The organism is Bradyrhizobium sp. (assembly GCF_004799445.1).
Lineage (GTDB): Bacteria > Pseudomonadota > Alphaproteobacteria > Rhizobiales > Xanthobacteraceae > Bradyrhizobium.
This window is the reverse complement of record NZ_SSNA01000214.1, coordinates 1-24,623: the sequence shown is the minus strand read 5'-3', so window position 1 is coordinate 24,623 and position 24,623 is coordinate 1. Positions and strand designations below refer to the sequence as shown.

Here is a 24,623-nt window from a genome sequence, read left to right as displayed (position 1 = left end):
TTCACCTTTACGCGCGTTCCCTGTCCCGAAAAACCGGAACAGGATTTCACGCGGCTGCGCTTTATGGCTCGCTCGCCGTCATCGCGGCCGTTTTATTCGGCACGCTTTCAGTTCATCCGTTCTGATCGTGCTTTGCGCTAACCCGCCCTCTTGAACGGCGCCACATCGATGCCGGCGTCCTTCAGCGCCATCCGGACCCCGCGCGCGATATCGACAGCACCCGGCGTGTCACCGTGAATGCAGACCGTGTCGGTGCGCATCTTGATCACCTTGCCCGTCACCGAGACCACGGCGCCGTCCTGTATCATTCGCACCACGCGTTCGGCGATCTGCTTCGGGTCATGCAGCACTGATCCGGGCTTCTTGCGCGAAACCAGCATGCCGTCGTCATCGTAGGCGCGATCGGCGAATACCTCGTGCACCATCGGCAGGTTTGCCGCTTCGCCGGCCTGCACCAGCTTGGAATTGGCCAATACGACAAAGATCAGATTGGGATCGACCGCCTTGATGGCGGAAGCAATCGCGCGCGCAGTGGTGTCTTCCTCGCAGGCGACGTTCGACAACGCGCCATGCGCCTTGACGTGGGTGACCTTGTAGCCGGCCAGGGTCGCGATCGCCTGCAGGGCGCCGATCTGGTAGGCAACGAGGTTCTCGATCTCGGAGGCCTTCATGCCATAAAACGGCCGGCGGCCAAAGCCATGAATGTCGCGGTATCCGGGATGCGCGCCGACGCTGACACCGCGCGCCTTCGCCAATTCCACGGTCTTGCGCATGGTGTCATAATCCCCGCCGTGAAAGCCGCAGGCGACGTTCACCGACGTGGCGACATCAATCATGGCGGCGTCGTTGCCCATTTCCCAGGCGCCAAAGCTCTCGCCGAGATCGCTGTTCAGATCGACTGTTTTCATGTTTCTTGTCCGTTTTTTGGTTGCCCGGATTAGTCCTGCGTCAGCGCATCGGCAGGCGATGCGATCTGCCACGTTCTGGCGTCGACCGCGCTGACCGCGGCGCCGGCGACATTAGCATCTTGCAGCGCCTCGATGTTGAGATCAAAACTCTCGATCGGACGGAGCCGATCGGGCAGGGTTCGCAATAGTTCGGCGAATTTGCGTGCCTCGGTCTGCGCTTCGGCCATGGTGACCGCCTTGAACCTGAAGCCGGTTCCGGCCGGAATCTGGGCGAACCGGCCAAAATCGGCGGTTATCACGGTCGCGATCTTGGGATAGCCGCCGCTGGTGCCGCGGTCCGACATCAGCACGATGGGCTGGCCGTTGCCGGGTACCTGGATGCTGCCATTCACGGTGCCGTCGGAGACGATATTGTGGCCGTGCAGATGCCTGATCACGGGGCCCTCGAGCCGGTACCCCATGCGATCACTGGTTGCCGATATTTTCCACGCGCTATCCAGGAACAGGTTTATGCCGTCGCCGAATTCGTCATCCTGCGGTCCCATCACGACGCGGATCGGGCCATCCACCGCGGCAGGAAGATCGATCCGCTGCTCGGCTGTGCCACTCCCGGCCGCCACCTGCAATTCGTCACCGGCCTGCAGCGGACGCGGGTAGGGGCTGCCGAGTCCGGCCCGCGCATTCACGGCCAGGCTTCCGAACATCGGCTCGCCCGCAATCCCGCCCTCGATCGCGAGGTAACTGAAAGACCCGCCGCGGGCGAGACCCAGCTTCAGCGTCTCGCCATCCGCGATCGTCACGGACGTGTCCCAGGCGACCGCGCGCCCCGAGATTTCGGCGGAACGCGGTGCGCCGGCGAGCGCGACACGGACGGCGCCTTCGCGCGCGACAAGCGCCCCGCCAAATGGTCCGATCTCGATTCCCGGAGCAAACAACGTGTTGCCGACCAGGCAATTGGCGGCGGCGAGCCCAAGCCGATCCATGGCGCCGCTCGGCGTCAGACCGTAACGCTGGGCGCCGAAGCGTCCGCCGTCCTGCACCGAACTTGCCGGCCCGATCGCTGCGATGACAAGGGTACTCATGCGGCGATCAATTCCGCGACAATCTCGCCACCCTCTGCCGCGCGATCCTGCTCCAAGAACGTCTTGGCATCGACCACGGAAAACGTCACGCGATCGCCGGGTTCCAGCAGGAAGATCGGATCGCGGTGCAACTGGTAGGTCCGCACAGCCGTGCGGCCCAGCAAATGCCAGCCGCTCGGGCCGGCAAGACACTGCACGCCGGTCTGCACGCCGCCGATCGAAATCGTGCCGGCGGGGGTCAACAGCCGCGGGTTTTGTCGCCGCGGCATCTGCAGCGAATCCTGCAGGCCGCTGAGGTAGGACCAGCCCGGCGTAAAGCCGATCATGGCGACGCGGTAGTCGCCGGCGATGTGCCGCGCCACGATTTCATCGGGCGTGGTGCCCAGCGTCTTGGCGACATCCTCAAGGTCGATGCCATGTTCGCCGCCATACACCACGGGAATGCGCCAGCGTCGCGTTTCCTCCGTCGGCGGGACCGGCTGTTGCGCGAGCTCGCCGAGTTTCCCGCCCAGCGCATCGAAATCGATCTGCGTCGGATCGTAGTGAACCAGCAGGGATCGATAGGTCGGCACGGTTTCGGTCACGCCGGGGATTGGCTCACGCGCCAGCGTACGGTCGAGCGCGAGCACCCGCCGGTTCGCGGCGTCGTCGATGGTGCGGCTGAATTCTACCGTGACGGCGCCGTCACCACTTGGCAAAAGGCGGGGTTGGGAGAGTGTAGCAGTCATGGCTTGATAATTCTTCGGTCGGCAGCATGCTCTGACGCTGTGAAGTGGAATTCGGCGAAGCCTAGCATCGGGCGCGCTTTCGCGCGACCCGTTGGCGCAAATAAGCCAGCAGGGTCAATAAACTAATCCGCAGATCCGTGATAAGGTGCCTTGATTACGCACCTGCCATGCATGGCTGCGGCAAAGAGTTCGCGACGGCACTTGACGCGATGGCCGCGCCCCGCAAGATGCCCGCCCGATCCATCTGCACCGGAGCCGTTTTTTCGATGTCCCTGACCCCCGAAGCCATCGCAACGCTTTCGCGCGTTTCCACCGCCACCATCACCACCGTTCTTCTTAAAAAGGGCCTGCGAAACGTCTGGATGCGGGGCTCGCGCCCGCTTCGGCCAGGGCAGAAGCGGCTGGTCGGACCGGCTTTCACACTGCGTTTCGTGCCTGCGCGGGAAGACCTGGCGACGCCGGAATCATGGTCGTCGCCGATTTCGACCCGTACCGCGATTGAAGCCATGCCCGATGGCTGCATCGCGGTGGTTGACGCCATGGGCATCACCGATGCCGGCATTTTCGGCGATATCCTGTGCGCGCGCATGGTCAAGCGCGGGGTCGCCGCGCTGGTCACCGACGGCGTGGTACGCGATCTCGAGGGCGTGCTCGGCACCAGCCTGCCGGTGTGGTGTGACGGCTATGCCGCGCCGCCCTCGGTCGCCGGCCTGACCTTTGTCGGCTGGGGCGAGCCGATCGGATGTGGCGGCGTGGCGATCTTCCCCGACGACATCATCGTCGCCGATCAGGACGGCGCCGTCGTCATCCCCAAGGCCTTTCTAGACCTCATTCTGGCCGAAGGTGCCGAGCAGGAGCGAATGGAGGCCTGGATCGTCGACCAGGTCAACAACGGCGCCGTGCTGCCCGGCCTCTATCCCATGAACGCCGAGACCAAGGCGCGCTACGCGGCGTCAAAAAAATAATCCAGTAGCCCGAATGGCGTGATCGCAGGAGGACACCAATGGACATTCATCCCGCCGGCTCTCGGCCGACCCGTCGCGCGCCCAAGGAATACTTCACGGGCACTGTCTGGCAGGACCCGATCGCCGCCGCGCCAGCGCCAGCACGGGTCGTGGTGAACAGCGTGTCTTTTGAACCGGGCGCGCGGACAAACTGGCATTCGCATCCGCTCGGTCAGACGCTGTACGTTATCTCAGGCCTGGGCCGGGTTCAGACCAAGGGCGGGCCGATCCGCGAGATCCGGCCTGGCGATGTGGTCTGGATTCCGCCTGGCGAAAAGCATTGGCATGGCGGCTCTCCGACCAACGGCATGACCCACCTCGCCATGCAGGAATCGCTGGACGGAAGTCACGCGACCTGGATGGAGCCGGTCACCGACGCGGAATATTCCGCGAAGGTCGGCGAATAGCAGGCGGCGCAACCCGCCAGATCCGCTGCGAGGTCGATGTGCCCAATGTCAGGGGGAAATTTTCGCACATGATCCGCCCAGGGCACATCGCAGCGTTCCGCTGGTTCAGCGCCGCGCCTGGATAGACTTGCAAGCAAATCCGGCCTATCCGGACGTCGCTTCGCGCGGAGGGGATCGCGACCGTGACAATCACAATGCACCAATCGTCAGTCGGGGTGTTCACGCATTTTCTGGGCAGTATGTCCGACCTGCTCGACCATGCGGTTGCTTACGCCGAAACCCGAAAAATCGATCCCTCAATCCTGCTGCGCGCGCGCCTCTATCCCAATATGTACGATCTCGCGCGCCAGGTGGCCGAGGCGAACAGGCACGCGATCCTCGCCTGCGCGCTGTTGGCCGGCGTGGATCCCCCGGTTTTGGGCGACACCGAGCCGGACATTGCCGAACTCAAGGCGCGCATCGCGGCAGCGAGGGATTTCGTGGGGAGTATTGAGCCGCTGCAAATCGACGCCGCCGCCGACAAGGAAGTCGTCTTCACATTTCGAAACGGTTCGACGCGAAAATTCACCGGTCGATCCCTGCTGCTGACTTTCAGCGTGCCGCAGTTCTTCTTTCATCTCACGACGGCCTACGACATCCTGCGGCATTGCGGCGTCGATCTCGTCAAGAAGGATTTTCTGGGAACGCCAAATTCCGAGCGCAAGCCGACTCAGTGAGCGTCGAGTCGGGGAGGGACGACGGAGCTAGATTTCGCCGCCATCTCGGCCCACCACATTCGCGGCGGCGGCGCGTCCGACCATTTCACTCTTGAGCGTCTCAAATCGCTGTCGCGCCTCGCGCTCGCGCTCGTCAACCAACCTTGTGGCCGCATCCGCTGACATCGGCCCGTTGCTGACCGGCTGCGAATTATCGCCGATGGTTTCATCCACGAAGTATTGGCCATCGCTTTCGCGGCGGACGGTCCATTTGAAACGGATCGCCGCCATCGGGCCGGGACCCACTTTCGAATAGCCGTCAGCCTCGATCCGTCCCGGAGTATCGGGCTTTTCTCGATGGATGGCCCTTTCAGGCTCGCGATCCGCCTCCGGAGCATCGAGGATGCTGGCGATGGCCGCGAGAGCATGATCGGTGGGGTCGCTCTGACTCAATATTTCAGTCTCCACAGTCAGCGCGCGGCGCCGGAATCGGGTCCGGTCGCCCGCGCCGATATGCTTTCCTCGGCCCTGATTGCGGCTGAGTTTTGTCGGCTCATGCGCAAACCGGCGGTATCTTATTATTCCAGGACCGTCCCTGTTCGAGCTGGGCCGCCAGGCGAAATAACGTCGCCTCGTCGCCAAAGCGTGCAGCGAACATCATGCCGAGCGGCAATCCGGCGGCGTTCCATGCGAGCGGCACCGACATCGCCGGTTGGCCTGACATGTTGAACATCGAGGTTGCCGGCATATAGCGCCGCAGAATGGGCGGGATATGCGACAGATCCTGCGACATCGGGTCGAGCTCACCGATGCACAGGGGTGGCAAGCATAGCGTCGGGCACAGAAACACGTCGCAAGTCTCGAAGAAGGTGGCCAGCCCCCGCGAAATCCGGAAGGCGTCAAGTTGCGCCGCCGTATAGTCGATCGCGGTGGCCTTGCCGCCGTTGTGCGCGCTTGCGAGCGTCAGGTTTTCGAAATCCTGATCCGTCACGGCACGGCCGAATTGCTGCCTGGCGAGCCGGACCGCGAGCCCCGTATGGGCGTTCACGATCAGCGCCATCACGACCGCCGGATCGGTCGCCAGCACCGGCGCGCGCTCCTCGACATGATGGCCGAGCCGCGCCAGCAGGGTCGCGACTTCGCGGGCCGCCGCGGCGATTTCGGGGTCGATGGCGTCGCCAAAAGGCGACTTGTCGGTAAAGGCGATGCGCAGCCGTCCGGGGTCGCGACCGACCTCCTCGGCGAAGGGCCGTTCCGGCGGTGGCGCCCTATAAGGGCTCGATGGCTCCGGTCCATGGATCGCATCGAGCATGGCCGCGCTGTCGCGCACGCTGATGCTCAGCACGTGACCGCAGGAAAATCCATTCCAGCCTTCACCGCGCTCGGGACCGATCGGATTGCGCGCCCGGGTCGGCTTCAATCCGAACACGCCCGATGCCGAGGCTGGAATTCGTATCGAACCGCCGCCGTCACTAGCATGCGCCACGGCAACAATGCGCGCGGCCACCGCCGCCCCGGCGCCGCCGGAAGATCCCCCGGAAGAGTGCTCGGGATTCCATGGATTTCGCGTCGGACCGAACAGGCGGGATTCGGTGGTCGGCAGCAATCCGAATTCCGGGGTGGAGGTTTTGCCAAAGATCGTCAGGCCGGCGTCGAGGAAGCGCCGGGCGAGGGTGCCGGTATGAGCGGCAATATGGTCCTTGTAGATGCTCGCGCCCGACGTGGTCCGCGTCCCCTCTCCAGATCCTTCAAGAGAAACGGCACGCCGGTGAACGGACATCCGGAAGTCCCTTGTCGATTTGCCGCTTGGCGTAGTCGTAGTGCTTTACGACGACCGCATTGATTTGCGGATCGACCTTGGTGGTCCGCGCAATTGCTTCATCCAGCAATTCACCGGCGCTGACCTGCCTTTTCCGCACGAGTTCGGCCAGACCGACTGCGTCATAGCTGCCATATTCTCTGAAGGCCATGGTTCCCCGGGGGTAAGGCGCCGAACCCGGCTAAGCCGTCGGCAAAGGCCGCATGCCATCAAGCCCCGATCAGCCGAGCACGTCCTGATTGATCACGTTCTGGCGTATGGGTTCGCCATCGAGCGCGCTCAGGATATTGCGCGCGGTTTGTTCGCTCATCCGGTCGACGGCTTCCCGGGTGACGCCTGCGACATGCGGGGCAATAATGACGTTGGGAAGCTCGAACAAGGAATGACCTGCGGGCGGCGGCTCCTGCTCGAATACATCGAGACCCGCGCCGGCGAGCCTACCGGACGAGAGCGCGTCATAAAGCGCCGCCTCATCGACAATTCCGCCGCGCGCGGTGTTGATCAGATAGGCCGATGGTTTCATGCGCTTCAAGCGCGCCGCATTGAACATTCCGATGGTTTCCGACGTCTTGGGGCAGTGGATGCTGACAAAATCGGCCCGCGGCAGCGCCGCATCGAGGTCGGTGACGGGTTCGCAGCCGGCGGCGTTGATCTCGTCGGGGGACTTATAGGGATCGTAGATCAGAACGCTCATCTCCATGGCCAGGCAACGCTTCGCGGTTCGCGTCCCGATGCGCCCGAAGCCGACAATCAGGACCGTTTTGCCGAACAAGTCGTAAGGCAGCTTGCCGAGCCGCGTGCTCCATTGGCCGTCCCTGACCAGCGCGTGCATCTCGACGGCGCGCTTGGCCAGCGTCAGCATCATGAACAACGCCTGCTCCGCCACCGATGGGGAGTTGGCGGTTCCCGCCACCATCAGCGGGATTTTGCGACGGCTGAGCGCGGCGACATCGACGGCATCGTAGCCGACGCCGATCCGGGTCACGACCGCGATCTTCTTCGCAGCCTCGAGTTCGGGCTCGCCGAAACGGGTGGCGCCGAGCGCCACGCCGTGAACCGGCGCTTGCGCCTTGAGCATGGCCTCGAAGTCGCTGGCAGAGATCAAGTTAGGAAATTCGACGAGTTCGATATCGCCGCGTTCCCTCAGCAGGGCGCGTCCCGGCAGTGACATCGATTCGGTGATGAAGATTTTCTTCTTGTTGGTCGCCATCGCCAGTTCCCAGCCCGGTTCCTTGCGCTGCCTGTCGGCTTCTTCTTCTGATCCTGCCGTCGAGGGACGACGTCGACAAATCGTTTAGCAGGAGCCGATTGTCGTGGTCCACTGCCAATCACGGGGATCGTCGGCGCCGTTCCTGCTGGCGCGGTGGTAGACTTGCTTGCCGCGAAACCGGTAAAGTCCGGATTCGCTGCAACAGCGCCGTTACCCTATCTTCGAATCGACCTGGGAGACCCCATGATGATCAGCCCGATGCCGGCCGCGCGCGTGCAACAAAGACTGCGCCTTGCGCTTGGGGCACTGGTCGTCACGCTTTTCTGGATTCCTCAGCCGGCAGACGCGCAAGGGTTGGTCAAGGGAGTTCAACAAGGAGCCGAGGCGGGCAACAAGGCGGCCGGACCCGTCGGCGGCGTATTGGGGGGCGCGATCGGCGGGGTGGTCGGCGTGTTTACCGGCGTGCTCGGTGTCGGTGAACAAAAAGGGCAGGCAGCGGCCCCCGCGAACGGCGCCAAGCAGACCCAGAGCGGTCCCGCAAAAAATGCCAAAGCCGCCAAGGGCGCGAAAGCAACAGCAGCAAAGCCGGTGGACGTTCTCACGCAGCCGGGCCAACCGGAGCTGACAGCCGAGCAGATCGTCGCCAACAGCGATGCAGACATCGATCGGATCAAAACCGAATTGAACCTGACGCCCGAGCAGGAAAAGCACTGGACCGCGTTCAACAGCGCGATGCACTATCTCGGCCATAATGGCGCTGACCGTCTCAATCTTAGAATTGCGCGGGCAAAGCGTGATCCGCCCGACGATATTGTCGAGCAGATGCGCAACGAGGCCCAGTTTCTCAACGATCGCGCCGTGGATCAACGCGCCGTCGCGGACGCGGCCGAGCCGCTGTTCACCAGCCTCGACGACAAGCAAAAGACGATCTTTATTCAGGAAATGGTGCGCCTGAGCCACGAGCGCGGGCTTGACTAGGGCGCTGTTGAGCGAAGCATGCCCTCGGACTGGATACCGGGGGTAGCGGCTGGCGCTGAGAAACGCCTTTAAGGCCACCGGGCCGCAAGCATGGCCCGGCTGACGTCGACGAAATCCCCGCGGCCGCCCGCCGCCAGGGCGATTGCGCCCGCGAATAGCCGGGCGCACAGGCCCTGGGGTAGGTGGAAGGCGCGGCACCCGGCTATCCTGCCGCAGCGGTGCGGCCCTTCAACTCGTCATGCAAAATTGAAGAAAAGCTGACCGCTTCGCGCCCGAGATATGGCTGGGTCATGACCTTGTCGCGATTTGGCTCGCCGCGGACCGTGCCAAACAGAACATCGCGGCCAGCGGGCCGCGATGTCGTGTCCGGATGGTCTCAGGTCTTCGGGAAATTCAGCTCCACGCCGACGCCGTCGGGGTCGTAAAGGAAAAACTGCGTGTCGCCGGTGCGCGGCACGATGCTCTCGCGGAATGCGACGTTTTTGGACTGCAAACGCCTGCGTACCCCTTCAACATCGGTGGCGGCAAAAGCGATATGGTCGAGGCGGCCGGTGTCTTCGTATTTCTTCTCGGTGCCGCGCACCACGATGCCTTCGCGCGGCTGGCGCGTGCCCATCAGGTGCACGGTGGCCACACCGCCGAAATAAAGCCAGTAGCCGGGGAAATCGAGCGGCGGCCGGTCGCCGTTCTGCAAACCGAGCACCTCGCAATAGAAGTCCTTGCTGCGCTCGAGATCCGCGGGTTCGATAGTGTAATGTTGCAGTCCGCCGAGCGGCATGGTGTTTCTCCCCAGACAAAGATCAGGTCGCATCGGTGCCCGCGTCCGCAGGTGCCGACGGATTGGTTTGGTGCAGCAATCAGGTGGAGACCGCCAGTTCCCTGTCGATCTGTTCGATCGACTTGCCCCGGGTCTCCAGCCCAAAGAAATAATACACCGTCCCGGCCATCAAAAACCAGCAACCGAGATAAACGAAAGCAAGAGGAATCTCCGGTAAGGGCACGTCAGGCTTGAGATAATTGCCCGAGCCTACGATCAAGGCGAGGCCCACCGGCCCAATGATCTTGCCGATGCCGCCGAAGCCGTAGGCCGAACCCATGCCCGAGGTCCGCAGATGCGACGGCCAGACTTCCGCCGCGTAGGGCCCGACGATGGCAAAGCCGCCGTCGGCAAAAAAGAAAGCCACTGCCAGCAGCAGCCAGAACGCCGATACGCCCATGAACATGGCATTGTAATTGTAACCGGCCACGATGGTCAGCACCCCCGCGCCGAAGCCCAGCAGGCCACCGGCGTTGCGGCGGCCCATCAGTTCGGAGAAAAACGAGAACGACAGACGCCCCACGAAGCCGAAGACGCTGAGCAGGATCATCATCTTGGCGGCTTCCTGCGGTGTGACCTTCAGCAGCACCACAAACAGCGCCGGCGCCCAGAGCGTGATCCCGTAGACGCCGGTCTGCGCGCCGGCATTGCCGAGCCATGAGACGATCAGGCTTCGCGGATATTTGAAAAGGTCAAGCCAGTTGCTGCTGACGATCGGGCCGGCGTCTGCGGCCGTCGGCAACGGCAGCGATGCCGGCGCCATCTGCAGCGCCCAGCCCAGCGAGTTGCGCGCCTCCTCATAGCGGCCCTGGCGACACAGCCAACGCGGCGACTCCGGGACCCAGACACGAACCAACAGCACGAGCAGGGCGGGCAGTACGCCAACGGCGAACAATAGCCGCCACTCGCCGCTGCCGACCAACGAACCCAAGACGGCGCCGAGGCCAACGCCGAGCGGGATGACGCAGGTGACAAGGCCGCCGGCCCAACCGCGCTTGGAGGAAGGCATGAATTCCTGCACCAGCGGCAGATCCACGCAATAGAGCCCGCCGACACCGACGCCGACGAAAAAACGCATCACCGAGAGGTAGATCCAGCCATTGTCGGGCGTGAAATACAACAGGCCGGTCGCGATCGAGAAGTTTAGCACGGTGCCGATAAAGACCTTGCGACGGCCGATGCGATCGGCAAGCCAACCCCAGACATAGGCGCCGATGATGGCGCCAATACCGGAACTCATCAGCACCGTGGCGGACTGGCCGAAGGTCAGTTTCCAAGGTCCAATCAGGAAGGCGAGCACAAAGCCGATCAGAAAGTAATCGAAGAATTCGAGCGCGTCGCCGATGATGGCCGCAACGAGGATCTTGATCTGGTTACCGGTCAGACTCGTCCGTCGATCGAGTATCTCGAACATGGCGTTTTTCCCGTTGGCGCATGTTGGTTGAGCCGGCGTCGCGCCTACGCACCGGCGGTGACGACAAAGCTAACCTGCGAATGCGGCCGGCGGAAGCCTGGCGACACGCGGGGGTCCTTGTGCAAAAAGCCATCAGCCGTTCCGGGTTTCCGCCGGCCCCATGTTGCTCCGGGCAGATTAGGCCCGGAGCCAAGCCCCCCGCAGGCGTGCGAGCCCGATCGGATTTCGTCGGCCGGTGCGGCAAAAAATGGCGCTTACAGCTTCCGATTCATTTGGATCGAAGCAACGGCGGTTAATTTGTTTAAGGTTTGGCGCTAATCTCGCCCGGTGAGTTGGGATCAAGGCTCGGGCCGATGGAAGAGAAGCGAAAGCACCCGCGGACTGAAATAAACGAACCGGCCTACGTCTCGTCCGGGGGATCCGTCATGAGCTGCATGGTGCGAAATATCTCACCCGAGGGCGCTGCCATCGATGTCGAGAATCCCGCCTTCGTTCCTCCGCACTTTCGCCTGGTGATGGCGAGCGACTCTTCGATCCACGAATGCAGCATCGTGTGGATCCAGCAAAAGCGGATCGGCGTGACTTTTGCCGCAGCGCCGAAAGACACCTCAAGGCGGAACTGAACCCGGAGGAGCCAGCCGGGCCTCAGGGTGGTCGCGGGCAGCCTTGCTAAACCATCTTGAACCGGGCGTAGAGCCACACCTTGATCTGGTCCATGACCAAGGCAAGGGCGATGGCCGTGGCCAAAATTCCCGCGACGACCGATGGCGCGAGCGGCGTCATCCATATTCCGGCCAGCGCCAGCGTGCCGATGACCAAGCCGTCCACGATACTTGAGAGGATCACCAGCAGACTCGGCCGCGAAGACCAGATGCGTTTTCGCTCGCGGACGACATAAAATACAGCCTGGCCGTTGCATGCGAGCGTAACGAACGTCAACGTGCGCAAGGTATCGATGTCAAAGTGCATCACCATCGAACCGAAGGCCAGGATGACGACGCAGAAGGCGAGATCGAAAAGTCCAATGATAATGCCGACAATGGTGAGATGATCAATCCGCCAGGAATTTGGCATGGGCGAGGGACGGACATTGTCGGTGGTTGACGACATTGCGAGAAAATCGCCGGTGATCATCGAAATAACCATGAGCGTCGGCGTCAGGATCGCGTGCTTGGTCAGGATCAGGCCGAATCCGAGAAACAACACCTGCCGGGATTTGTGAACGATCGACCGCAGCGCATAGGTCAGGATCCGCTGGAATGTGATCCGGCCTTCCCGAACCGAGGCGACGATGCCGGCAAGCCCGGGCTCGGTGAGGACGATACCCGCGGCCGACTTGGCGACGTCGGTGGCCGATGACACCGCGATGCCGATCTGGGCCTGACGCAGGGCCGGCGCGTCGTTCGCGCCGTCGCCGCACATGCCGACGGTGTGACCGCGGCTCTGAAACGCTTTGACCAAGCGAAACTTGTCTTCGGGCAGCACGCCAGCGAAAACCGAGAAATCTTCGGGGCCAAGCCGATCGTTGATCCCGCCCGGCGGACAAACGGCGCCGGTCAATCCGACCGCGTCGGCGACGAAGGCAGCGGTCGTCGCCGCGTCCCCGGTCACCATCACGGTATGAATCCCGAGCGCGCGCAAGTGATCGATCATCTCCCTTGAATCGCTGCGCGGCGGATCGCTGAGGGCCACGAGTCCGACGAGGCGCATGGCGGTTTCGGTCCCGATCGCGACGCCGAGGACCCGATGGCCGTGTCTTTCCAGTTCATTGGCAGCCTGCTCCGCGGCCGGCGCCGGTTGCGAAAGCCCGAACACCACCGCGAAGGCGCCTTTGACGATGCGCAGCGCGTTGCCATCGCCGTCGAGCGCGCGCGCTTCCGACATCTTGGTAGCCGGGTCGAACGGCGTGAAGCTGGTGACGGTGGGAAGGCCGGTGCCGCTTTGAAGCAAGTTCATTTGCTGCGAGGCTGCGGCGGCCTGTACCGCGGTATCGACGGGATCCCGGCCACCCTCGGCGCTGGCTAGCGCGGCGAGCGCCAAGACATGGGCTTCGTCGAAGCCAGGCATCGCGCGGATCGCGGCCACGGCCAGTTCGTTGCGCGTCAGGGTGCCGGTCTTGTCAATGCAAAGCACATCGAGACTCGCGGCTTCATCGACCGCGGAGAGGCGGGTCGGAAGCACGCCAACACGTGTGAGGGCTTGCGCGCCGATCGCGGTCGCAAGCGTAAAGGTCGCGGGCAGTGCCACCGGAACCGAGGCCAGAACCGAGATGAGCACCAGCGGAATGGCCTCCGCCAGCGGCATCCCGATGTGGTAGGCGTAGGCCATCAGCAGCACGGTGACGGCGCCGTTGAAGCCGGCAAGATTGCGAACGACGCGAAACACCGCTTTTTGCTGGGTGCTGACCACGTAGGCCGTGCGCACGAGCTCCGCGGTGCGGCCGAATTTGGTGCGAACCCCGGTGGCCAGCACTTCGGCGATCGCTTCGCCGCGCTGAACCAACGCACCGGCATAGGTCTCGGTGCCGCGCCCGGCTTCCACGGGCAGGGACTCCCCGGTGAGCATGGATTGATCGAGCAGGATCGAACCATCGCGAATCCGGACGTCCGCGGCGACTACCGTTCCGAGGCTGAGTTTGACGATATCCCCCGGCACAAGTTCAGCGGCCGGCAAAATCGCCCAAACGCCGTTACGCAGGACCGAAGCTCTGAGTGCTAGTCCTGACTTGAGCGCCGCGATCGTCGACTGGGCTCGGTTCTCGTGGAAAACGCCAATGGCCGAATTGAATACCAAGAGAACGCCGATGATCGCGCCCTCGACATATTCGCCGAGCGCCAATTGAAGGACGATCGCGATCTCCAGCAGCACTGAAACTGGCGCCAGGAATTTGGCCAGAATCAGGCGCACCGGATGAACGGCGACATCCGGGGTGACATTGGGGCCAAACTGCCCAAGCCTGCGCTTCGCTTCTGCGCCAGAAAGTCCCGTGATCAAAGTTTCCATAGGTCTTTAGGGCAAAAAGCCAATCATTTGGGCAGGGTCAGGTTCCCCTTAAGGCCTGCGGCCGCGCGTCGTTTGATATCGCTCAATACCCGCCCGACAGACCAGTGCCAAATTCTCTCAACAGAAATGAGATTGCTTTGTGGAGACGAAGTTGCAGCCGCTAATGGATGATATCGATAAGAAGAAGTCGACGAATACGCGCACCGGCGAAGCCGCCGGCACTACCGATGAGAAGGCTCGCCCCGTCGTCGCGACCTCGAATCTGCCGGTGACCGTACCTTTGAAACCGGCGCGGAACAGCCGGCGGCTGCGGTTCTCGGTCGGGCTTCTTGCGGTCCTTCTCGCCGCTGGAGGAGGCGGCGTCTATTGGTGGAAGCACTCTCAGTCGCAACTGCCCCCGGGCATAAGTTTTGGTAACGGCCGACTTGAAGCCGATGAAATCGATATCAGCACCAAGTTTCCAGGCCGGATCGCGGAACTACGCGCCGACATCGGCGACATGGTCACCGCGGGACAGGTGGTGGCCCGCATGGATAGCAGGGACCTGCAGGAGTCACTCAAGAAATCCCAGGCGCAGGTGGAGCAGGCGCGGCAAACGATCGCCGAAGCCACCGCCAATCTGGAGCAGCAGCGGACGCAGCGGACGCTGGCGGCGCAGGAGCTGGAGCGGACCGAGGGCCTGCTGAAGAACGGCTGGGCGACAAAGGAACTATTCGATCAACGCAAACAAGCCCTCGACGGTGCGAACGCGGCGTTAAACGCCGCGACCAACAGGGTTGCACAAGCTGAACGCCTGCTGGAAGCCAACCAGCACGACGTCGGGCTCTACACCGTGAATATCAACGACAATGACCTGGTGGCTCCGCTCGACGGCCGGATTCAGTATCGGCTGGCGAATATCGGCGAAGTGCTTCCGGCCGGCGGCAAGGTCTTCACGATGCTGAACATCTCGTATGTCTACATGGACATTTACTTGCCCACCCTGGAATCGGGAAAAATCAAGGTCGGCACCGACGCGCGGATCTTGCTCGACGCTTATCCGAATATACCGATTCCGGCGAAGGTTTCCTTCATCGCGAGCCAGGCGCAGTTCACCCCGAAGACGGTGGAAACCCAGAGCGAGCGCGACAAGCTGATGTTTCGGATTCGCGTGCGGATCGATCCCGAGCGTTCTCGCGTTCACGCCGAGTCGGTACGGAGCGGCTTGCCTGGGGTCGCCTACCTTCGCGCCGATCCGGATGTCGCGTGGCCTGAAAACCTGAAAGGCTCGCCGTGACGGGGGGGCAGGCCGGCTTCGTCGCCGTGCTTGATGGCCTGACGCAAAGATATGGCAAGGTCAAAGCGCTGGACGGCGTAACAATCAGCATACCGGCCGATTGCATGGTCGGGCTGATCGGTCCCGATGGAGTAGGGAAATCCACACTTCTCGGCATCATCGCGGGCGCACGTCAAAATCAGTCCGGCAGCGCCATTGTCCTCGGCGGCGACATCGCAGACGCCAGTCACAGGTCGTCGGTGTGTCCCAGGATCGCCTACATGCCGCAGGGGTTGGGCAAGAATCTCTATCCGGACCTTAGCGTCCGCGAGAACATCGAGTTCTTTGGCCGACTGTTCGGACAATCGCGCGACGAGCGCAATTGGCGCATTGCCGAACTGCTCGACAGCACGGGCCTGGCGCCATTTGAGGATCGTCCGGCGAAGAAGCTGTCAGGCGGCATGCGGCAGAAACTCGGTCTGTGCTGTTCGCTCATTCACGATCCCGATTTGCTGATCCTGGACGAACCCACCACCGGCGTCGACCCGCTCTCACGCCGGCAGTTCTGGGAGCTGATCGACCGCATACGGTCTCGCCGTTTGGGCATGAGCGTGATCGTCGCGACCGCCTACATGGAAGAAGCCGAGCGTTTCGACTGGCTGGCGGCGATGAATGGCGGGAAGGTTCTGGCAACCGGATCGCCCGCCGAACTCAGGGACGGCACCGGGGCCATAACGATCGAAGAGGCTTTCATTGCGCTGCTTCCGGAAGAGCTGCGTAACGGCTCGCGATCCCTCCAGATACCGCCGCTTCGGATTTTCGACAACGAGCCGATTATCACAGCCCGCGACCTGACCTGCCGCTTCGGCGATTTCACCGCCGTCGACCGGGTGAACTTCACGATCGAACGTGGCGAGATCTTCGGCTTTCTCGGCTCCAACGGCTGCGGCAAGACCACGACGATGAAAATGCTGACAGGCTTGCTGTCGCCTTCGGCCGGCGAGGCGCTTCTGTTCGGAAAGGTCCTCGACGCCAACGACATCAGCTCGCGCTATCGCGTTGGCTACATGTCGCAGTCATTCTCCCTCTATACCGAACTTACGGTCCGGCAAAACCTCGATCTTCACGCGCGCATTTTTCATCTGCCGACGCAAAAGGCGGCGCAGCGTATTGCCGAATTGGTCGGACAGTTCGGCCTTGAAGATTATCTCGATCAGCGAACGCTGGATCTGCCATTGGGAATTCGCCAACGGCTCTCGCTGGCCATCGCCATCGTCCATGAGCCGGAAATACTCATCCTCGATGAGCCGACGTCGGGTGTCGATCCTCTTGCGCGCGACCGTTTCTGGGAAGCGCTGATCGATCTGTCGCGCAATCAAGGCGTGACGATTTTTGTGTCGACCCACTTCATGAACGAGGCTGAACGCTGCGACCGAGTATCGCTGATGGATTCCGGACGCGTCCTGGCGACGGGAAGGCCGGCTGAACTGACCAGGGCTCGCGGCGCCGCCACCCTTGAAGAGGCGTTCATCGGCTATCTCGAGACGGCATCGGGACCCCGCGCTTCCACGATCCAGGAGTTTGCCAAACCGCGCGTGCTCCTGGATCAGGTGCGATCCACGAAGCCGGATCATCCCGTGTTCAGCTTGCAGCGCTTGCTCGCTTACACGATCCGGGAGGCCCTTGAGCTATTGCGCGACCCGATCCGGCTCGGGTTCAGCCTGCTTGGAACGACGTTTCTGATGCTGGTATTCGGATTCGGAGTCTCGACGGACGTCAATAACCTGTCCTTTGCAGTGCTCGACCGCGATCAAAGTCACGAGAGCCGCGCCTATCTGGAAGAACTCAGAGGCTCGACCTATTTCGTGGAAAAGGCGCCGCTCAGCACCTACGACGAGCTCGACAAGCGCCTTAAGAGCGCCGACATCTCGGCGGCGATTGAAATTCCACCCAACTTCGGCGTCGATATCAAGCGCGGTCGTCCGGTCTGGGTCAGCGCCCTGATCGATGGCGCGATGCCGTTTCGGGCCGAAACCATCCGCGGTTATCTCCAGGGGATGCACCAATTGTACCTGCGGGATCCGGCGGTGAAGACGACCCAACCCGCCGTATCCCCGCCCGCGACCATCGAAACCCGGTTCAAGTACAATCAGGATTTCGACAGCATCTATGCGATGGTGCCTTCAACCATGTCGCTGATGCTCGCACTGTTTCCAGCGATCCTGATGGCATTGGCGATTGTCCGGGAGAAGGAACTCGGCTCAATCACCAACCTCTATGTGACGCCGGTGACCCGGCTCGAATTCCTGATCGGCAAGCAGCTGCCCTATATCGCGGTAGCGATGGCCAACTTCACCCTGATGCTGCTGATGGCGCTGTTCGTGTTCCAGATACCGCTCAAGGGAAGCTTTCCAGCCTTGCTCCTGGGCGTGTTGGTCTATGTGACGACGATGACCGGCTACGGCATGCTGATTTCAGCATTCACGAAAACCCAGATCGCCGCGCTGTTCGGGACCGCAATCTTGACCGTTCTGCCTGCGACCCAGTTCGCCGGCATGATGACGCCGGTATCCTCGCTCGCCGGAGGGGCCCAAATCATCGGCCGCGGATTTCCCATGACCTATTTCGTGCCGATCAGCGTCGGTACCTTCACCAAGGGGTTGGGCTTTGCGGATCTTGGCGTCGATCTGCTCGCGCTGATTGTGTTTGTCCCGGTTCTGACCTCGTTCAGCATTCTGCTGCTCCGCAAACAGGAGCGTTAGGGTCCGGATCATGCGAAAGGCCGCAAATATCTATTGGCTTGGCGTCAAGGAATTGCGCAGTTTCATGCACGATTTCGTTCTTTTGGGACTGGTGGTCTATTCATTTTCGCTGGCGGTGACCTTGCAGGCCCGGAGCAATTCGCAGGAGCTGCACAATGCCTCCATCGCGATCGTCGATGAGGACCAGTCGGAACTTTCACGCCGAATTGCCCATGCTTTCTTCCCACCGTTGTTCCAGTCGCCGAAACAGATCGCCGAGCAAGATATCATTCCTGCGATGAACGCGGGAAAATTCACCTTCGTGCTGGATATCCCGCCGAACTTCGAAGAGTACGTTTTGGCGGGACACCAACCGGTGCTCCAGATCAATGTCGACGCGACCGCGATGGTGCAGGCCGGCCTTGGTTCCGGCTACGCGCAGCAGATCATCGGCACCGAAATCTCCGATTTCGTCTCCCATGCGGAGGGTACCGGGCCGTCGCCTGTGAATCTCGATGTGCGCATCGCGTTCAACCCCAACCTGACGACGGCCTGGTTTACCAGTGTGATGGCAATCATCAACGATATCACCATGCTGGCGATCATTCTGGCCGGTGCCGCCGTCGTGCGCGAGCGCGAGCACGGCACCATGGATCATCTTTTGGTGATGCCGCTGACGCCGTTCGAGATCGCGATGTCCAAGGTCTGGGCGAATGGCCTCGTGATCGCAGTGGCGGTGGGGTTGTCGCTCTACCTGGTGCTGCGCCTGATACTTGGCATCCCGGTCGCAGGCTCAATACCGTTGTTCATGGTCGGCGTCGTGATTTACCTGTTCTTTGCGACCGCGATCGGAATCTTCCTGGGCACGGTGGCGCGGTCGATGCCCCAACTCGGCTTGTTGTACATGTTGGTCTTTCTACCCATGAATATGCTCTCGGGCAGCAATACTCCGCTGGAGAGCATGCCGCCATGGCTCGCCAAATTCATGCAGATATCGCCGTCGACGCATTTCGTCGCCTTCGCGCAAGCAATTCTCTATCGCGGCGCCGGGCTCGACGTGGTCTGGCCGCAATTCCTCGCGGTAGCCGCCATCGGGGCCTTGTTCTTCGGCCTCGCCATCCAGCGTTTCCGTTCGGTCGTGGTACAGGCGACCTAGATACGATGGAGTTCCGGGAACCTGGAACACCAAGCGCGATGAAGCTGCTTGCGGCGGCGCGTTGCATACGAGCAACACCTTTTGGGAAAGACTGACAAGCCGCAGCTTTCGCCATTGCGTAATCCTATCGTGAGCCGAAAATCGGCCCGAAGCGTACAGGGTAAGCTGACTCGGCTGGAGCGTTAGGGGATTGGGATCATGAACCCACAGCGATCTGCAACAATGGCGGCGGTGTTGTGCGGAGCGGGGGCTATCGCTTGGTTTGCAGGCTTCGCTTCGGCCGGCATCGAGAACACCGCAGCGCCAACCCCGGACCGAATTGCACCATTTCTCACCGCCGATTTCGAGCGCGCGGACGCGTCGCAGCCGCGGGCATTGGACAACTCCAGTATCGTCGACGTTGCAACAACCGCCGAACCAGTGAGGGGAATGGACACCGACAAGACGGCGGCCTCGGATGAGCCGAAATCGATCGTGGAGGCCGCGTTGACCGATTCGTCGCAGATGTTGCCGTCCGAAACAGCGCCCGCGCAGGTGGCGACAGCGAACACGACCAATGCGATGCCTCAGGACACCAGGGATGCCGTGAGCTCCATCGAAATTCGGGACGAATGCATGGTGGTCGACATCTGCATCGACCAATACCTGTGGGCGCTTTACCAACGGACGCCCAAGGAGGACACCATCAAGGTGCAGGAGCTCAGGAAAGTGATGGTCAAGAGGAAAGGCAAAACAGTGACCGTCACGAAAACCTTTACCAAGCCCGTCAATGAGGATTTCGCGTGGAAGGATCCAAAGGCGGCGGAAAAGACCGGCATGTCAATGATGGACTACGTGATTGGTGGCATGGATAAAGACTTCAAACAAAAGCTCTTCCATACGCTTCACGCTGCGGAGCAGGCCGGGCTGTCGCCTGGCATAACCAGCGCGTTCCGCGATGACTACCGTCAATCGATCGCAAGCGGCCTGAAGGCGGCCACTGACAGATCGTATCATGGAGGGAGCACCCGTGGCGGCTATGGCCACGGGCTTGCGGCCGATGTCGTGAGCGTCAATGGCGGGACACGGACACAGCGATTGATTTCCACTGAAAAACTTTGGAATTGGATCGATGCACATGAGAAGGAGTTCGGAATCGGGCGACCTTATCTCGACAGAGATCCGCCGCACGTCGCACCAGTCGACGGCAAGGAATATGCCTCTCACCGCGGAACGAAAACTCTTCACGCGGTATCAGATGTGAAGGAGCGGAAGGCAGCGCGGTACGATGAGGGCGTGGTGAAACGCTCAAGAACCGCTTCCAGACATCGCACCGTAGGGACCTAGAGACGTCTATTCATAGAACCCCAGCATAGGTTGCACAGTCTCAAATGCGCCGGGGATTTCGGGGCTCCGGTGACTGACCGACCTGGTCGTCAATCTGCCAGGAGCCCAAAGCATAGCGGCCGGTCAACATCCTATTGCGAGACCGCCCAGAAAGAGGCTCCCGCTCGATCCGGACGTTGGTGACTTGGCGCCATAATTGGCGGAAGGGGTGGGATTTATCGCTTCGCTGATTTCGTTCAACAATTTGCAGCAGAGTGGCAAACCTTGGCCCGTATTGTACCGCTGAATTGTTTGATGATTTGGCGATGATGGCAAACCGAAACCGCGAGTGAATTTGTGCGGTGGGTTCGATTCCCTGACCGTCCTCCAAACCCACGGTGCCCCTGGGTGACTCAGAAATGGCCGCTGGTGCGTTTTGGTTTGTTTCCGCACCCTGTTGGGGCCCGAGGCGCGGAAAACGAATAGGTGACTCGCCCATAGCGTTTGGCGCTACGTTCAAACGAAACCGCCCGGCGCGTGATGCAACCGGGCGGGGATTGGATGACAACTTGCTAGGGGCTAGGCGCGTTTCCTCGCTCGGCGGACGGAAGAGAGAGACGCCATTAACTCTTCAATCCGTCGCAACATATCGTTGCAGCAAAAAGCAAGCCGGTTGCCTTCCGAGAGTGAGATTTCGAAAAAGCCGGGGCGGGAGTGATTCGAGTCGAGATTGTCGCTAAGTTCAGCGGCGATCTCTGCCATATATTTGATATCCTGTAGCGGGCCGTCTACATCGTTAAGCTCGATCATGACTGGCCTCCCGTGTTTCGCTTTATGTTGGCGGCATGATCTCTGATTTCGATCATTATCAGACGAATGCCCTCAATTGCGGTGTCTGCATCCGGTCCAGCCGTAAGAACGCCGACAAGGGTAGCAAGATCGAAGATCGCGCTTGCTTCTTCTTCAATGTCGATCATACCCGCCTCCCGGCGAAGCGCTGTAGATCGGCGCGCAACGAAATAATCAGCTTGGTTTCGTCTTTCGGCTCGAAAACCTCGGTCGGCTCCCACTGTTGGGGCTTGCCGTTGGCGCAGATTAGCCCGTGATAGGGCATACTGAAACTGCCCCTTTTGAAATCATCGAAGGTAAAGCCCGCAACGTGAATTTTCGTCAGCATCCCCTCAAGGGTGTGGGCTGGGGCACCGACAACGGCCCGTGCTTTTTCCGTGGCGATGTCAACCGCGCGGGTCCATTTCCGCTCAAGCGCCTTTTCCTCCTTGGTCGCGTTTTTCACGGGGACGCTTGATCCGCCCCGAAGCCAAAGCATCGCGGCGTATGCCTTGCAGAAATTATCATGCAGTTTGAACAGCGCATCATCGGCGGTTTTGATGCGGGCTGGCGGGGCTTTCGTGCTATTCTTGGCTTTAGCCATCGTTCAGCTTCCTTTGCAAAATGGGGTTCTGGGTGTTGGTGAAGGGCCGGGCGAGTGTTTGCGCATTCGTCCGGCCCGCCTTTCGATGCGCGGCAATCTGCGGCGCATGGATACGGTGGTTGGCGGTGATCTCCTTTCATACGGTTTGCAGTTGGCGGATTTCGTCGCGGTGCGCGGCAACGGTGGCTTTCCATTGCGGGCCGCTGTCGATGTAGCCGGCGCGGGAAATGAGGGATTGCAGCGTTTCGATGCCGTCAGCTTTGGCGGCGGGCGAGAGCGCGGCAACCCGGGCGGCCTCCCGGGCTTCAACCCATGCCTGCCGCAGTGCCCAAGCGAAGCACTTGCGGCCAATGTCGGAAAACTTGATCGCGGGGAAATTGTAGGTCTGGCGGAAGATGGCCCAGGCCCGGCGCATTGCATCGGCTTGAATTGACTGTTTCATCTTGGCTACACCCATTTTAATTATGGGTTTACCCTATAGAGTATTGGCCCTTGCCGTCAATGGGTTTACCCAATATATTTTTGGGTACGGTAATTTAGATAAAGGGGAAAGCCGATATGCTAACTACTGGAAACCAGCTTAAGGCCGCCCGGGCGCTTGCGGGGCTTAGTCAGACCCAATTAGCAACGGCGGCTGGCGTCAACGTCACCACGATTTCGGCGATGGAAGGCAAGGGAGCGGCGACGTTGGGGAGTGGGCTCGATACGATTCGGGCGGTTATGACGGCGCTGGAAAGCGCTGGAATTGAATTTCTAAACCACGGACAACCGGGCGTCAGGCTTCGGGCCAACACCTAATCCGCAAGTATTCGATCGGTCTAAATTTGCCACTGTTGCAATATTGGGAGCGCCATAACCTTGGCGCCTTGCGTATATGCGACAAAATGACTCAGGTTTGTGCTGCGTAATTCTTCTATACGCGGGCCGCATTACGGACTATATTAATTCATCCTGAATCCATGGCGTCGAAACCCATGGCCTCAACTGACCCCACTTCAGGACCGGGGACTGCTTGGTGAAAGTAACCCCCGGAGGCCGTGAGGGGACGAAACGGCGCCTGTGCCTCCCAATTTTGGGACCGGCAAAAAGCAATTCGACGCTGGCAATCGGAAACCGAACCCCGATTCAACACCGAATAGGTGGCCAATGTCGCATGCCCGGCTGACTTACGACGCGATTCTGCAAATCAGAACGCCCAAATCTTTCGCGCGCTTGCTGGATCAGGCGGCGGACTCTCACATGATGTCGCGCAGCGATTTCATCCGCGTGGCGCTTGCTGATCGGCTTAAGGCTGATGGCGTTGACGTGACCCGTTTTGCGGGGGCGGCATATGGCTGAAGTTGATGTCTCCAGCTACCGGGATAACGTTCTTCAAAGCCCGTTTGATATGTCGAACAAGCTGCTCGAAAACCAGCTTAAGCAGCAGGCCGTTCAGGAAAACTCCATCAAGCTCGCGACAGAACGCTTTGGCATGGTCAACAATGCCGCCGCAGGGCTGCTCAGTGACCCCGATCTTGGGCAGAAAGATATAACCCCAAAACTCTGGGACGTGCTCGGTCGCTTGACAAAAGGCGATGCCATGTCGGCGCAACACGCAGTGCAATTTATGCAGGGCTTGCCGCGCGATCCGATGATGCAGCGGCAGGCAATTCAGAACGTGCACGCTCAAACGCTAGATGCGTGGCAGAGGGGGCAGGCGTATCTTGGGCGGACACAAGCCGTTTCAACGGGCGGCGGAACTAAGTTCTATGGCGCTCCAGCATTCGGCAATGGGCCGATCGAAGAACGCGGATATCAGCCAAACACTGTACCGCCGACAACCCCTCAATATGGCGCCAATAACAAGCAGACCTATGTTGGCGGCAGCGGTAACGCTCCGCTGGAATTGCCCGGTAACAATTTGCAGCCTCCAACGCCGCCAGCGCCGCCACAAGCGGCACCTAATCGGCTACTTGGTGGCGCATCACCGCCCCCAGCGCCCGCACCCATGCCCGCCGCTCCCGCGCCAGCCGTCCGCGCACGATCCGGCTATCAGCCTCCCGGCTCAATCGTGGCCGCGCCGCCACCGGGTAGCGTAGAAGCTCAACAAGTGGCCGGCACCGAATCCGGCAAATCGCTTGCCGATGCTCGCAATCGCAGCCTGAACTTTAAGCAAGAGGTTTTCCCGCTGGAGCAGGCGATTCCCGCACTTGAAAAACTTGGAACGAAGGGAAGCGGCCCCGGCACAGAGTCAATCAATCATCTTAAATCGTTCGTTCTTTCAAATATTCCCGGCGCTGATTTCAAGGGCCTGAAAGATGATGTCGCGATCTATGACAAGGCTAAACAATATCTAACCGATTTCGTCAATCAGAACGGCAACAGCGGGACCAATGACAAGTTAGCAGCGGCATTTGCTGGCAATCCAAGCGTTAATATCAGCAACGCGGCTGCGGTCGATGTCGCCAAATCGGCGCTGTCTTTGCGCCGAATGAAACAAGCGCAACTGGTAGCCTTTGAACATTCCGGCTTGCCGGAAAGCGACTACGCAAAGTTTGCCTCTAAGTGGAATGCTCACGCGGACCCCAGGGCGTACGGGTTTGATCTCATGACGCCGGCCCAGCGCAAACGGGCGCTGGTGATGGCCCGATCCGCGTTGCAAACGAAGGGAATGAAAGCGCGCGGGATGT

The 24,623-nt window shown here is 61.0% G+C and carries 25 protein-coding genes and 1 pseudogene; 12 read left to right on the top strand and 14 right to left on the bottom strand.

Annotation, left to right across the window (positions count from 1 at the left end; translation table 11 throughout):
* Positions 1-137: 137 nt before the first annotated feature.
* The 3 genes from E8A46_RS28440 to pxpB are packed head-to-tail and all read right to left on the bottom strand — an operon-like array spanning position 138 to position 2,718.
* On the bottom strand, positions 138-908 hold the full coding sequence (locus E8A46_RS28440) for a 5-oxoprolinase subunit PxpA (protein ID WP_291568259.1): 771 nt from the start codon (positions 906-908) through the stop codon (positions 138-140).
* A gap of 29 nt (positions 909-937) precedes the next feature.
* Entirely contained in the window at positions 938-1,990 is a 1,053-nt protein-coding gene (locus E8A46_RS28435) for a biotin-dependent carboxyltransferase family protein (RefSeq protein WP_291568257.1), read from the bottom strand.
* A complete protein-coding gene (pxpB, locus tag E8A46_RS28430; RefSeq protein ID WP_291568255.1) occupies positions 1,987-2,718 on the bottom strand; it encodes a 5-oxoprolinase subunit PxpB in 732 nt (243 codons plus the stop codon). The genes E8A46_RS28435 and pxpB overlap by 4 nt, the downstream gene beginning before the upstream one ends.
* A 266-nt stretch (positions 2,719-2,984) precedes the next feature.
* On the opposite strand from pxpB, the gene E8A46_RS28425 reads away from it, so the two are divergent.
* The 3 genes from E8A46_RS28425 to E8A46_RS28415 all read left to right on the top strand — a co-directional run bounded on the left by E8A46_RS28425 (position 2,985) and on the right by E8A46_RS28415 (position 4,845).
* Positions 2,985-3,683: a ribonuclease activity regulator RraA gene (locus E8A46_RS28425; protein WP_291568253.1), complete on the top strand. Its 699-nt coding sequence runs from the start codon at positions 2,985-2,987 to the stop codon at positions 3,681-3,683.
* 38 nt (positions 3,684-3,721) lie between these two features.
* On the top strand, positions 3,722-4,129 hold the full coding sequence (locus E8A46_RS28420; protein ID WP_291568251.1) for a cupin domain-containing protein: 408 nt from the start codon (positions 3,722-3,724) through the stop codon (positions 4,127-4,129).
* A gap of 194 nt (positions 4,130-4,323) precedes the next feature.
* Positions 4,324-4,845 (top strand): DUF1993 domain-containing protein, encoded by a 522-nt coding sequence (locus tag E8A46_RS28415; protein WP_291568317.1) that lies wholly within the window; start codon positions 4,324-4,326, stop codon positions 4,843-4,845.
* Positions 4,846-4,872: 27 nt separating this feature from the next.
* Here the strand turns inward: E8A46_RS28415 and E8A46_RS28410 are convergent, their stop codons facing one another.
* From E8A46_RS28410 to E8A46_RS28395, 4 genes are all read right to left on the bottom strand, one after another.
* Positions 4,873-5,277, bottom strand: a complete 405-nt coding sequence (locus E8A46_RS28410) for a hypothetical protein (RefSeq protein ID WP_291568248.1) — start codon at positions 5,275-5,277, stop codon at positions 4,873-4,875.
* Between the two features lie 100 nt (positions 5,278-5,377).
* Positions 5,378-6,604 carry an amidase gene (locus E8A46_RS28405; RefSeq protein WP_291568246.1) on the bottom strand — a complete coding sequence of 409 codons (1,227 nt, stop codon included), beginning with the start codon at positions 6,602-6,604 and terminating at the stop codon, positions 5,378-5,380.
* Positions 6,573-6,794: a hypothetical protein gene (locus E8A46_RS28400; RefSeq protein WP_291568244.1), complete on the bottom strand. Its 222-nt coding sequence runs from the start codon at positions 6,792-6,794 to the stop codon at positions 6,573-6,575. Before E8A46_RS28400 ends, E8A46_RS28405 begins: the two co-directional genes overlap by 32 nt.
* A gap of 69 nt (positions 6,795-6,863) precedes the next feature.
* Complete coding sequence (locus E8A46_RS28395) at positions 6,864-7,853, bottom strand: hydroxyacid dehydrogenase (protein ID WP_291568242.1); 990 nt, start codon at positions 7,851-7,853, stop codon at positions 6,864-6,866.
* A 246-nt stretch (positions 7,854-8,099) separates the two neighbouring features.
* Here E8A46_RS28395 and E8A46_RS28390 point away from each other — a divergent pair, with 246 nt between their 5' ends.
* Complete coding sequence (locus E8A46_RS28390; RefSeq protein ID WP_291568315.1) at positions 8,100-8,831, top strand: Spy/CpxP family protein refolding chaperone; 732 nt, start codon at positions 8,100-8,102, stop codon at positions 8,829-8,831.
* 376 nt (positions 8,832-9,207) lie between these two features.
* Here E8A46_RS28390 and E8A46_RS28385 read toward each other — a convergent pair whose 3' ends face one another.
* Both E8A46_RS28385 and E8A46_RS28380 read right to left on the bottom strand, forming a co-directional pair.
* Positions 9,208-9,609: a VOC family protein gene (locus E8A46_RS28385; protein ID WP_291568240.1), complete on the bottom strand. Its 402-nt coding sequence runs from the start codon at positions 9,607-9,609 to the stop codon at positions 9,208-9,210.
* 79 nt (positions 9,610-9,688) lie between these two features.
* Positions 9,689-11,062: an MFS transporter gene (locus tag E8A46_RS28380; protein WP_291568238.1), complete on the bottom strand. Its 1,374-nt coding sequence runs from the start codon at positions 11,060-11,062 to the stop codon at positions 9,689-9,691.
* 353 nt (positions 11,063-11,415) lie between these two features.
* On the opposite strand from E8A46_RS28380, the gene E8A46_RS28375 reads away from it, so the two are divergent.
* Complete coding sequence (locus E8A46_RS28375; RefSeq protein ID WP_291568235.1) at positions 11,416-11,685, top strand: PilZ domain-containing protein; 270 nt, start codon at positions 11,416-11,418, stop codon at positions 11,683-11,685.
* A 46-nt stretch (positions 11,686-11,731) separates the two neighbouring features.
* On the opposite strand, the gene E8A46_RS28370 is transcribed toward E8A46_RS28375, so the two are convergent.
* Positions 11,732-14,065: an HAD-IC family P-type ATPase gene (locus tag E8A46_RS28370; protein WP_291568233.1), complete on the bottom strand. Its 2,334-nt coding sequence runs from the start codon at positions 14,063-14,065 to the stop codon at positions 11,732-11,734.
* Between the two features lie 139 nt (positions 14,066-14,204).
* Here E8A46_RS28370 and E8A46_RS28365 point away from each other — a divergent pair, with 139 nt between their 5' ends.
* The 4 genes from E8A46_RS28365 (at position 14,205) to E8A46_RS28350 (ending at position 20,543) form a co-directional block, all read left to right on the top strand.
* Positions 14,205-15,341 (top strand): HlyD family efflux transporter periplasmic adaptor subunit, encoded by a 1,137-nt coding sequence (locus tag E8A46_RS28365; RefSeq protein ID WP_291568231.1) that lies wholly within the window; start codon positions 14,205-14,207, stop codon positions 15,339-15,341.
* On the top strand, positions 15,338-18,082 hold the full coding sequence (gene rbbA / locus E8A46_RS28360) for a ribosome-associated ATPase/putative transporter RbbA (RefSeq protein ID WP_291568229.1): 2,745 nt from the start codon (positions 15,338-15,340) through the stop codon (positions 18,080-18,082). Before E8A46_RS28365 ends, rbbA begins: the two co-directional genes overlap by 4 nt.
* 10 nt (positions 18,083-18,092) lie before the next feature.
* The gene (locus tag E8A46_RS28355) at positions 18,093-19,217 is read left to right on the top strand and encodes an ABC transporter permease (RefSeq protein ID WP_291568227.1); all 1,125 of its coding nucleotides are present in this window, start codon (positions 18,093-18,095) and stop codon (positions 19,215-19,217) included.
* A gap of 198 nt (positions 19,218-19,415) precedes the next feature.
* Positions 19,416-20,543 (top strand): D-alanyl-D-alanine carboxypeptidase family protein, encoded by a 1,128-nt coding sequence (locus E8A46_RS28350; protein ID WP_291568224.1) that lies wholly within the window; start codon positions 19,416-19,418, stop codon positions 20,541-20,543.
* Between the two features lie 558 nt (positions 20,544-21,101).
* Here the strand turns inward: E8A46_RS28350 and E8A46_RS28345 are convergent.
* From E8A46_RS28345 to E8A46_RS28330, 4 genes are all read right to left on the bottom strand, one after another.
* Complete coding sequence (locus tag E8A46_RS28345; RefSeq protein WP_291568222.1) at positions 21,102-21,332, bottom strand: hypothetical protein; 231 nt, start codon at positions 21,330-21,332, stop codon at positions 21,102-21,104.
* Positions 21,329-21,499, bottom strand: coding sequence for a hypothetical protein (locus E8A46_RS28340; RefSeq protein WP_291568220.1), 171 nt, complete (start codon positions 21,497-21,499; stop codon positions 21,329-21,331). Before E8A46_RS28340 ends, E8A46_RS28345 begins: the two co-directional genes overlap by 4 nt.
* The gene (locus E8A46_RS28335; RefSeq protein ID WP_291568218.1) at positions 21,496-21,954 is read right to left on the bottom strand and encodes a hypothetical protein; all 459 of its coding nucleotides are present in this window, start codon (positions 21,952-21,954) and stop codon (positions 21,496-21,498) included. The genes E8A46_RS28340 and E8A46_RS28335 overlap by 4 nt, the downstream gene beginning before the upstream one ends.
* Positions 21,955-22,090: 136 nt before the next feature.
* Positions 22,091-22,411 carry a hypothetical protein gene (locus tag E8A46_RS28330; RefSeq protein WP_291568216.1) on the bottom strand — a complete coding sequence of 107 codons (321 nt, stop codon included), beginning with the start codon at positions 22,409-22,411 and terminating at the stop codon, positions 22,091-22,093.
* Between the two features lie 101 nt (positions 22,412-22,512).
* Here E8A46_RS28330 and E8A46_RS28325 point away from each other — a divergent pair, with 101 nt between their 5' ends.
* The 3 genes and pseudogenes from E8A46_RS28325 to E8A46_RS28315 all read left to right on the top strand — a co-directional run.
* On the top strand, positions 22,513-22,752 hold the full coding sequence (locus E8A46_RS28325; RefSeq protein WP_291568214.1) for a helix-turn-helix transcriptional regulator: 240 nt from the start codon (positions 22,513-22,515) through the stop codon (positions 22,750-22,752).
* Positions 22,753-23,100: 348 nt separating this feature from the next.
* Entirely contained in the window at positions 23,101-23,292 is a 192-nt protein-coding gene (locus E8A46_RS28320; RefSeq protein WP_291568212.1) for a ribbon-helix-helix protein, CopG family, read from the top strand.
* Positions 23,285-24,623, top strand: a pseudogene (locus E8A46_RS28315) (hypothetical protein); the annotation flags it as partial. The gene E8A46_RS28320 and the pseudogene E8A46_RS28315, both read left to right, overlap by 8 nt.

Excerpts from the sequence above, each read along its gene's own strand:
- E8A46_RS28370 (WP_291568233.1), bottom strand. The coding sequence starts at position 14,065 with ATGGAAACTTTGATCACGGGACTTTCTGGCGCAGAAGCGAAGCGCAGG.
- E8A46_RS28375 (WP_291568235.1), top strand. The coding sequence starts at position 11,416 with ATGGAAGAGAAGCGAAAGCACCCGCGGACTGAAATAAACGAACCGGCC.
- E8A46_RS28325 (WP_291568214.1), top strand. The coding sequence starts at position 22,513 with ATGCTAACTACTGGAAACCAGCTTAAGGCCGCCCGGGCGCTTGCGGGG.
- E8A46_RS28345 (WP_291568222.1), bottom strand. The coding sequence starts at position 21,332 with ATGATCGAGCTTAACGATGTAGACGGCCCGCTACAGGATATCAAATAT.
- E8A46_RS28340 (WP_291568220.1), bottom strand. The coding sequence starts at position 21,499 with ATGATCGACATTGAAGAAGAAGCAAGCGCGATCTTCGATCTTGCTACC.
- E8A46_RS28425 (WP_291568253.1), top strand. The coding sequence starts at position 2,985 with ATGTCCCTGACCCCCGAAGCCATCGCAACGCTTTCGCGCGTTTCCACC.
- E8A46_RS28385 (WP_291568240.1), bottom strand. The coding sequence starts at position 9,609 with ATGCCGCTCGGCGGACTGCAACATTACACTATCGAACCCGCGGATCTC.
- E8A46_RS28390 (WP_291568315.1), top strand. The coding sequence starts at position 8,100 with ATGATCAGCCCGATGCCGGCCGCGCGCGTGCAACAAAGACTGCGCCTT.
- pxpB (WP_291568255.1), bottom strand. The coding sequence starts at position 2,718 with ATGACTGCTACACTCTCCCAACCCCGCCTTTTGCCAAGTGGTGACGGC.
- E8A46_RS28335 (WP_291568218.1), bottom strand. The coding sequence starts at position 21,954 with ATGGCTAAAGCCAAGAATAGCACGAAAGCCCCGCCAGCCCGCATCAAA.
- E8A46_RS28435 (WP_291568257.1), bottom strand. The coding sequence starts at position 1,990 with ATGAGTACCCTTGTCATCGCAGCGATCGGGCCGGCAAGTTCGGTGCAG.
- E8A46_RS28355 (WP_291568227.1), top strand. The coding sequence starts at position 18,093 with ATGCGAAAGGCCGCAAATATCTATTGGCTTGGCGTCAAGGAATTGCGC.
- E8A46_RS28415 (WP_291568317.1), top strand. The coding sequence starts at position 4,324 with ATGCACCAATCGTCAGTCGGGGTGTTCACGCATTTTCTGGGCAGTATG.
- E8A46_RS28440 (WP_291568259.1), bottom strand. The coding sequence starts at position 908 with ATGAAAACAGTCGATCTGAACAGCGATCTCGGCGAGAGCTTTGGCGCC.
- E8A46_RS28320 (WP_291568212.1), top strand. The coding sequence starts at position 23,101 with ATGTCGCATGCCCGGCTGACTTACGACGCGATTCTGCAAATCAGAACG.
- E8A46_RS28350 (WP_291568224.1), top strand. The coding sequence starts at position 19,416 with ATGAACCCACAGCGATCTGCAACAATGGCGGCGGTGTTGTGCGGAGCG.
- E8A46_RS28400 (WP_291568244.1), bottom strand. The coding sequence starts at position 6,794 with ATGGCCTTCAGAGAATATGGCAGCTATGACGCAGTCGGTCTGGCCGAA.
- E8A46_RS28405 (WP_291568246.1), bottom strand. The coding sequence starts at position 6,604 with ATGTCCGTTCACCGGCGTGCCGTTTCTCTTGAAGGATCTGGAGAGGGG.
- E8A46_RS28330 (WP_291568216.1), bottom strand. The coding sequence starts at position 22,411 with ATGGGTGTAGCCAAGATGAAACAGTCAATTCAAGCCGATGCAATGCGC.
- E8A46_RS28380 (WP_291568238.1), bottom strand. The coding sequence starts at position 11,062 with ATGTTCGAGATACTCGATCGACGGACGAGTCTGACCGGTAACCAGATC.
- E8A46_RS28395 (WP_291568242.1), bottom strand. The coding sequence starts at position 7,853 with ATGGCGACCAACAAGAAGAAAATCTTCATCACCGAATCGATGTCACTG.
- E8A46_RS28420 (WP_291568251.1), top strand. The coding sequence starts at position 3,722 with ATGGACATTCATCCCGCCGGCTCTCGGCCGACCCGTCGCGCGCCCAAG.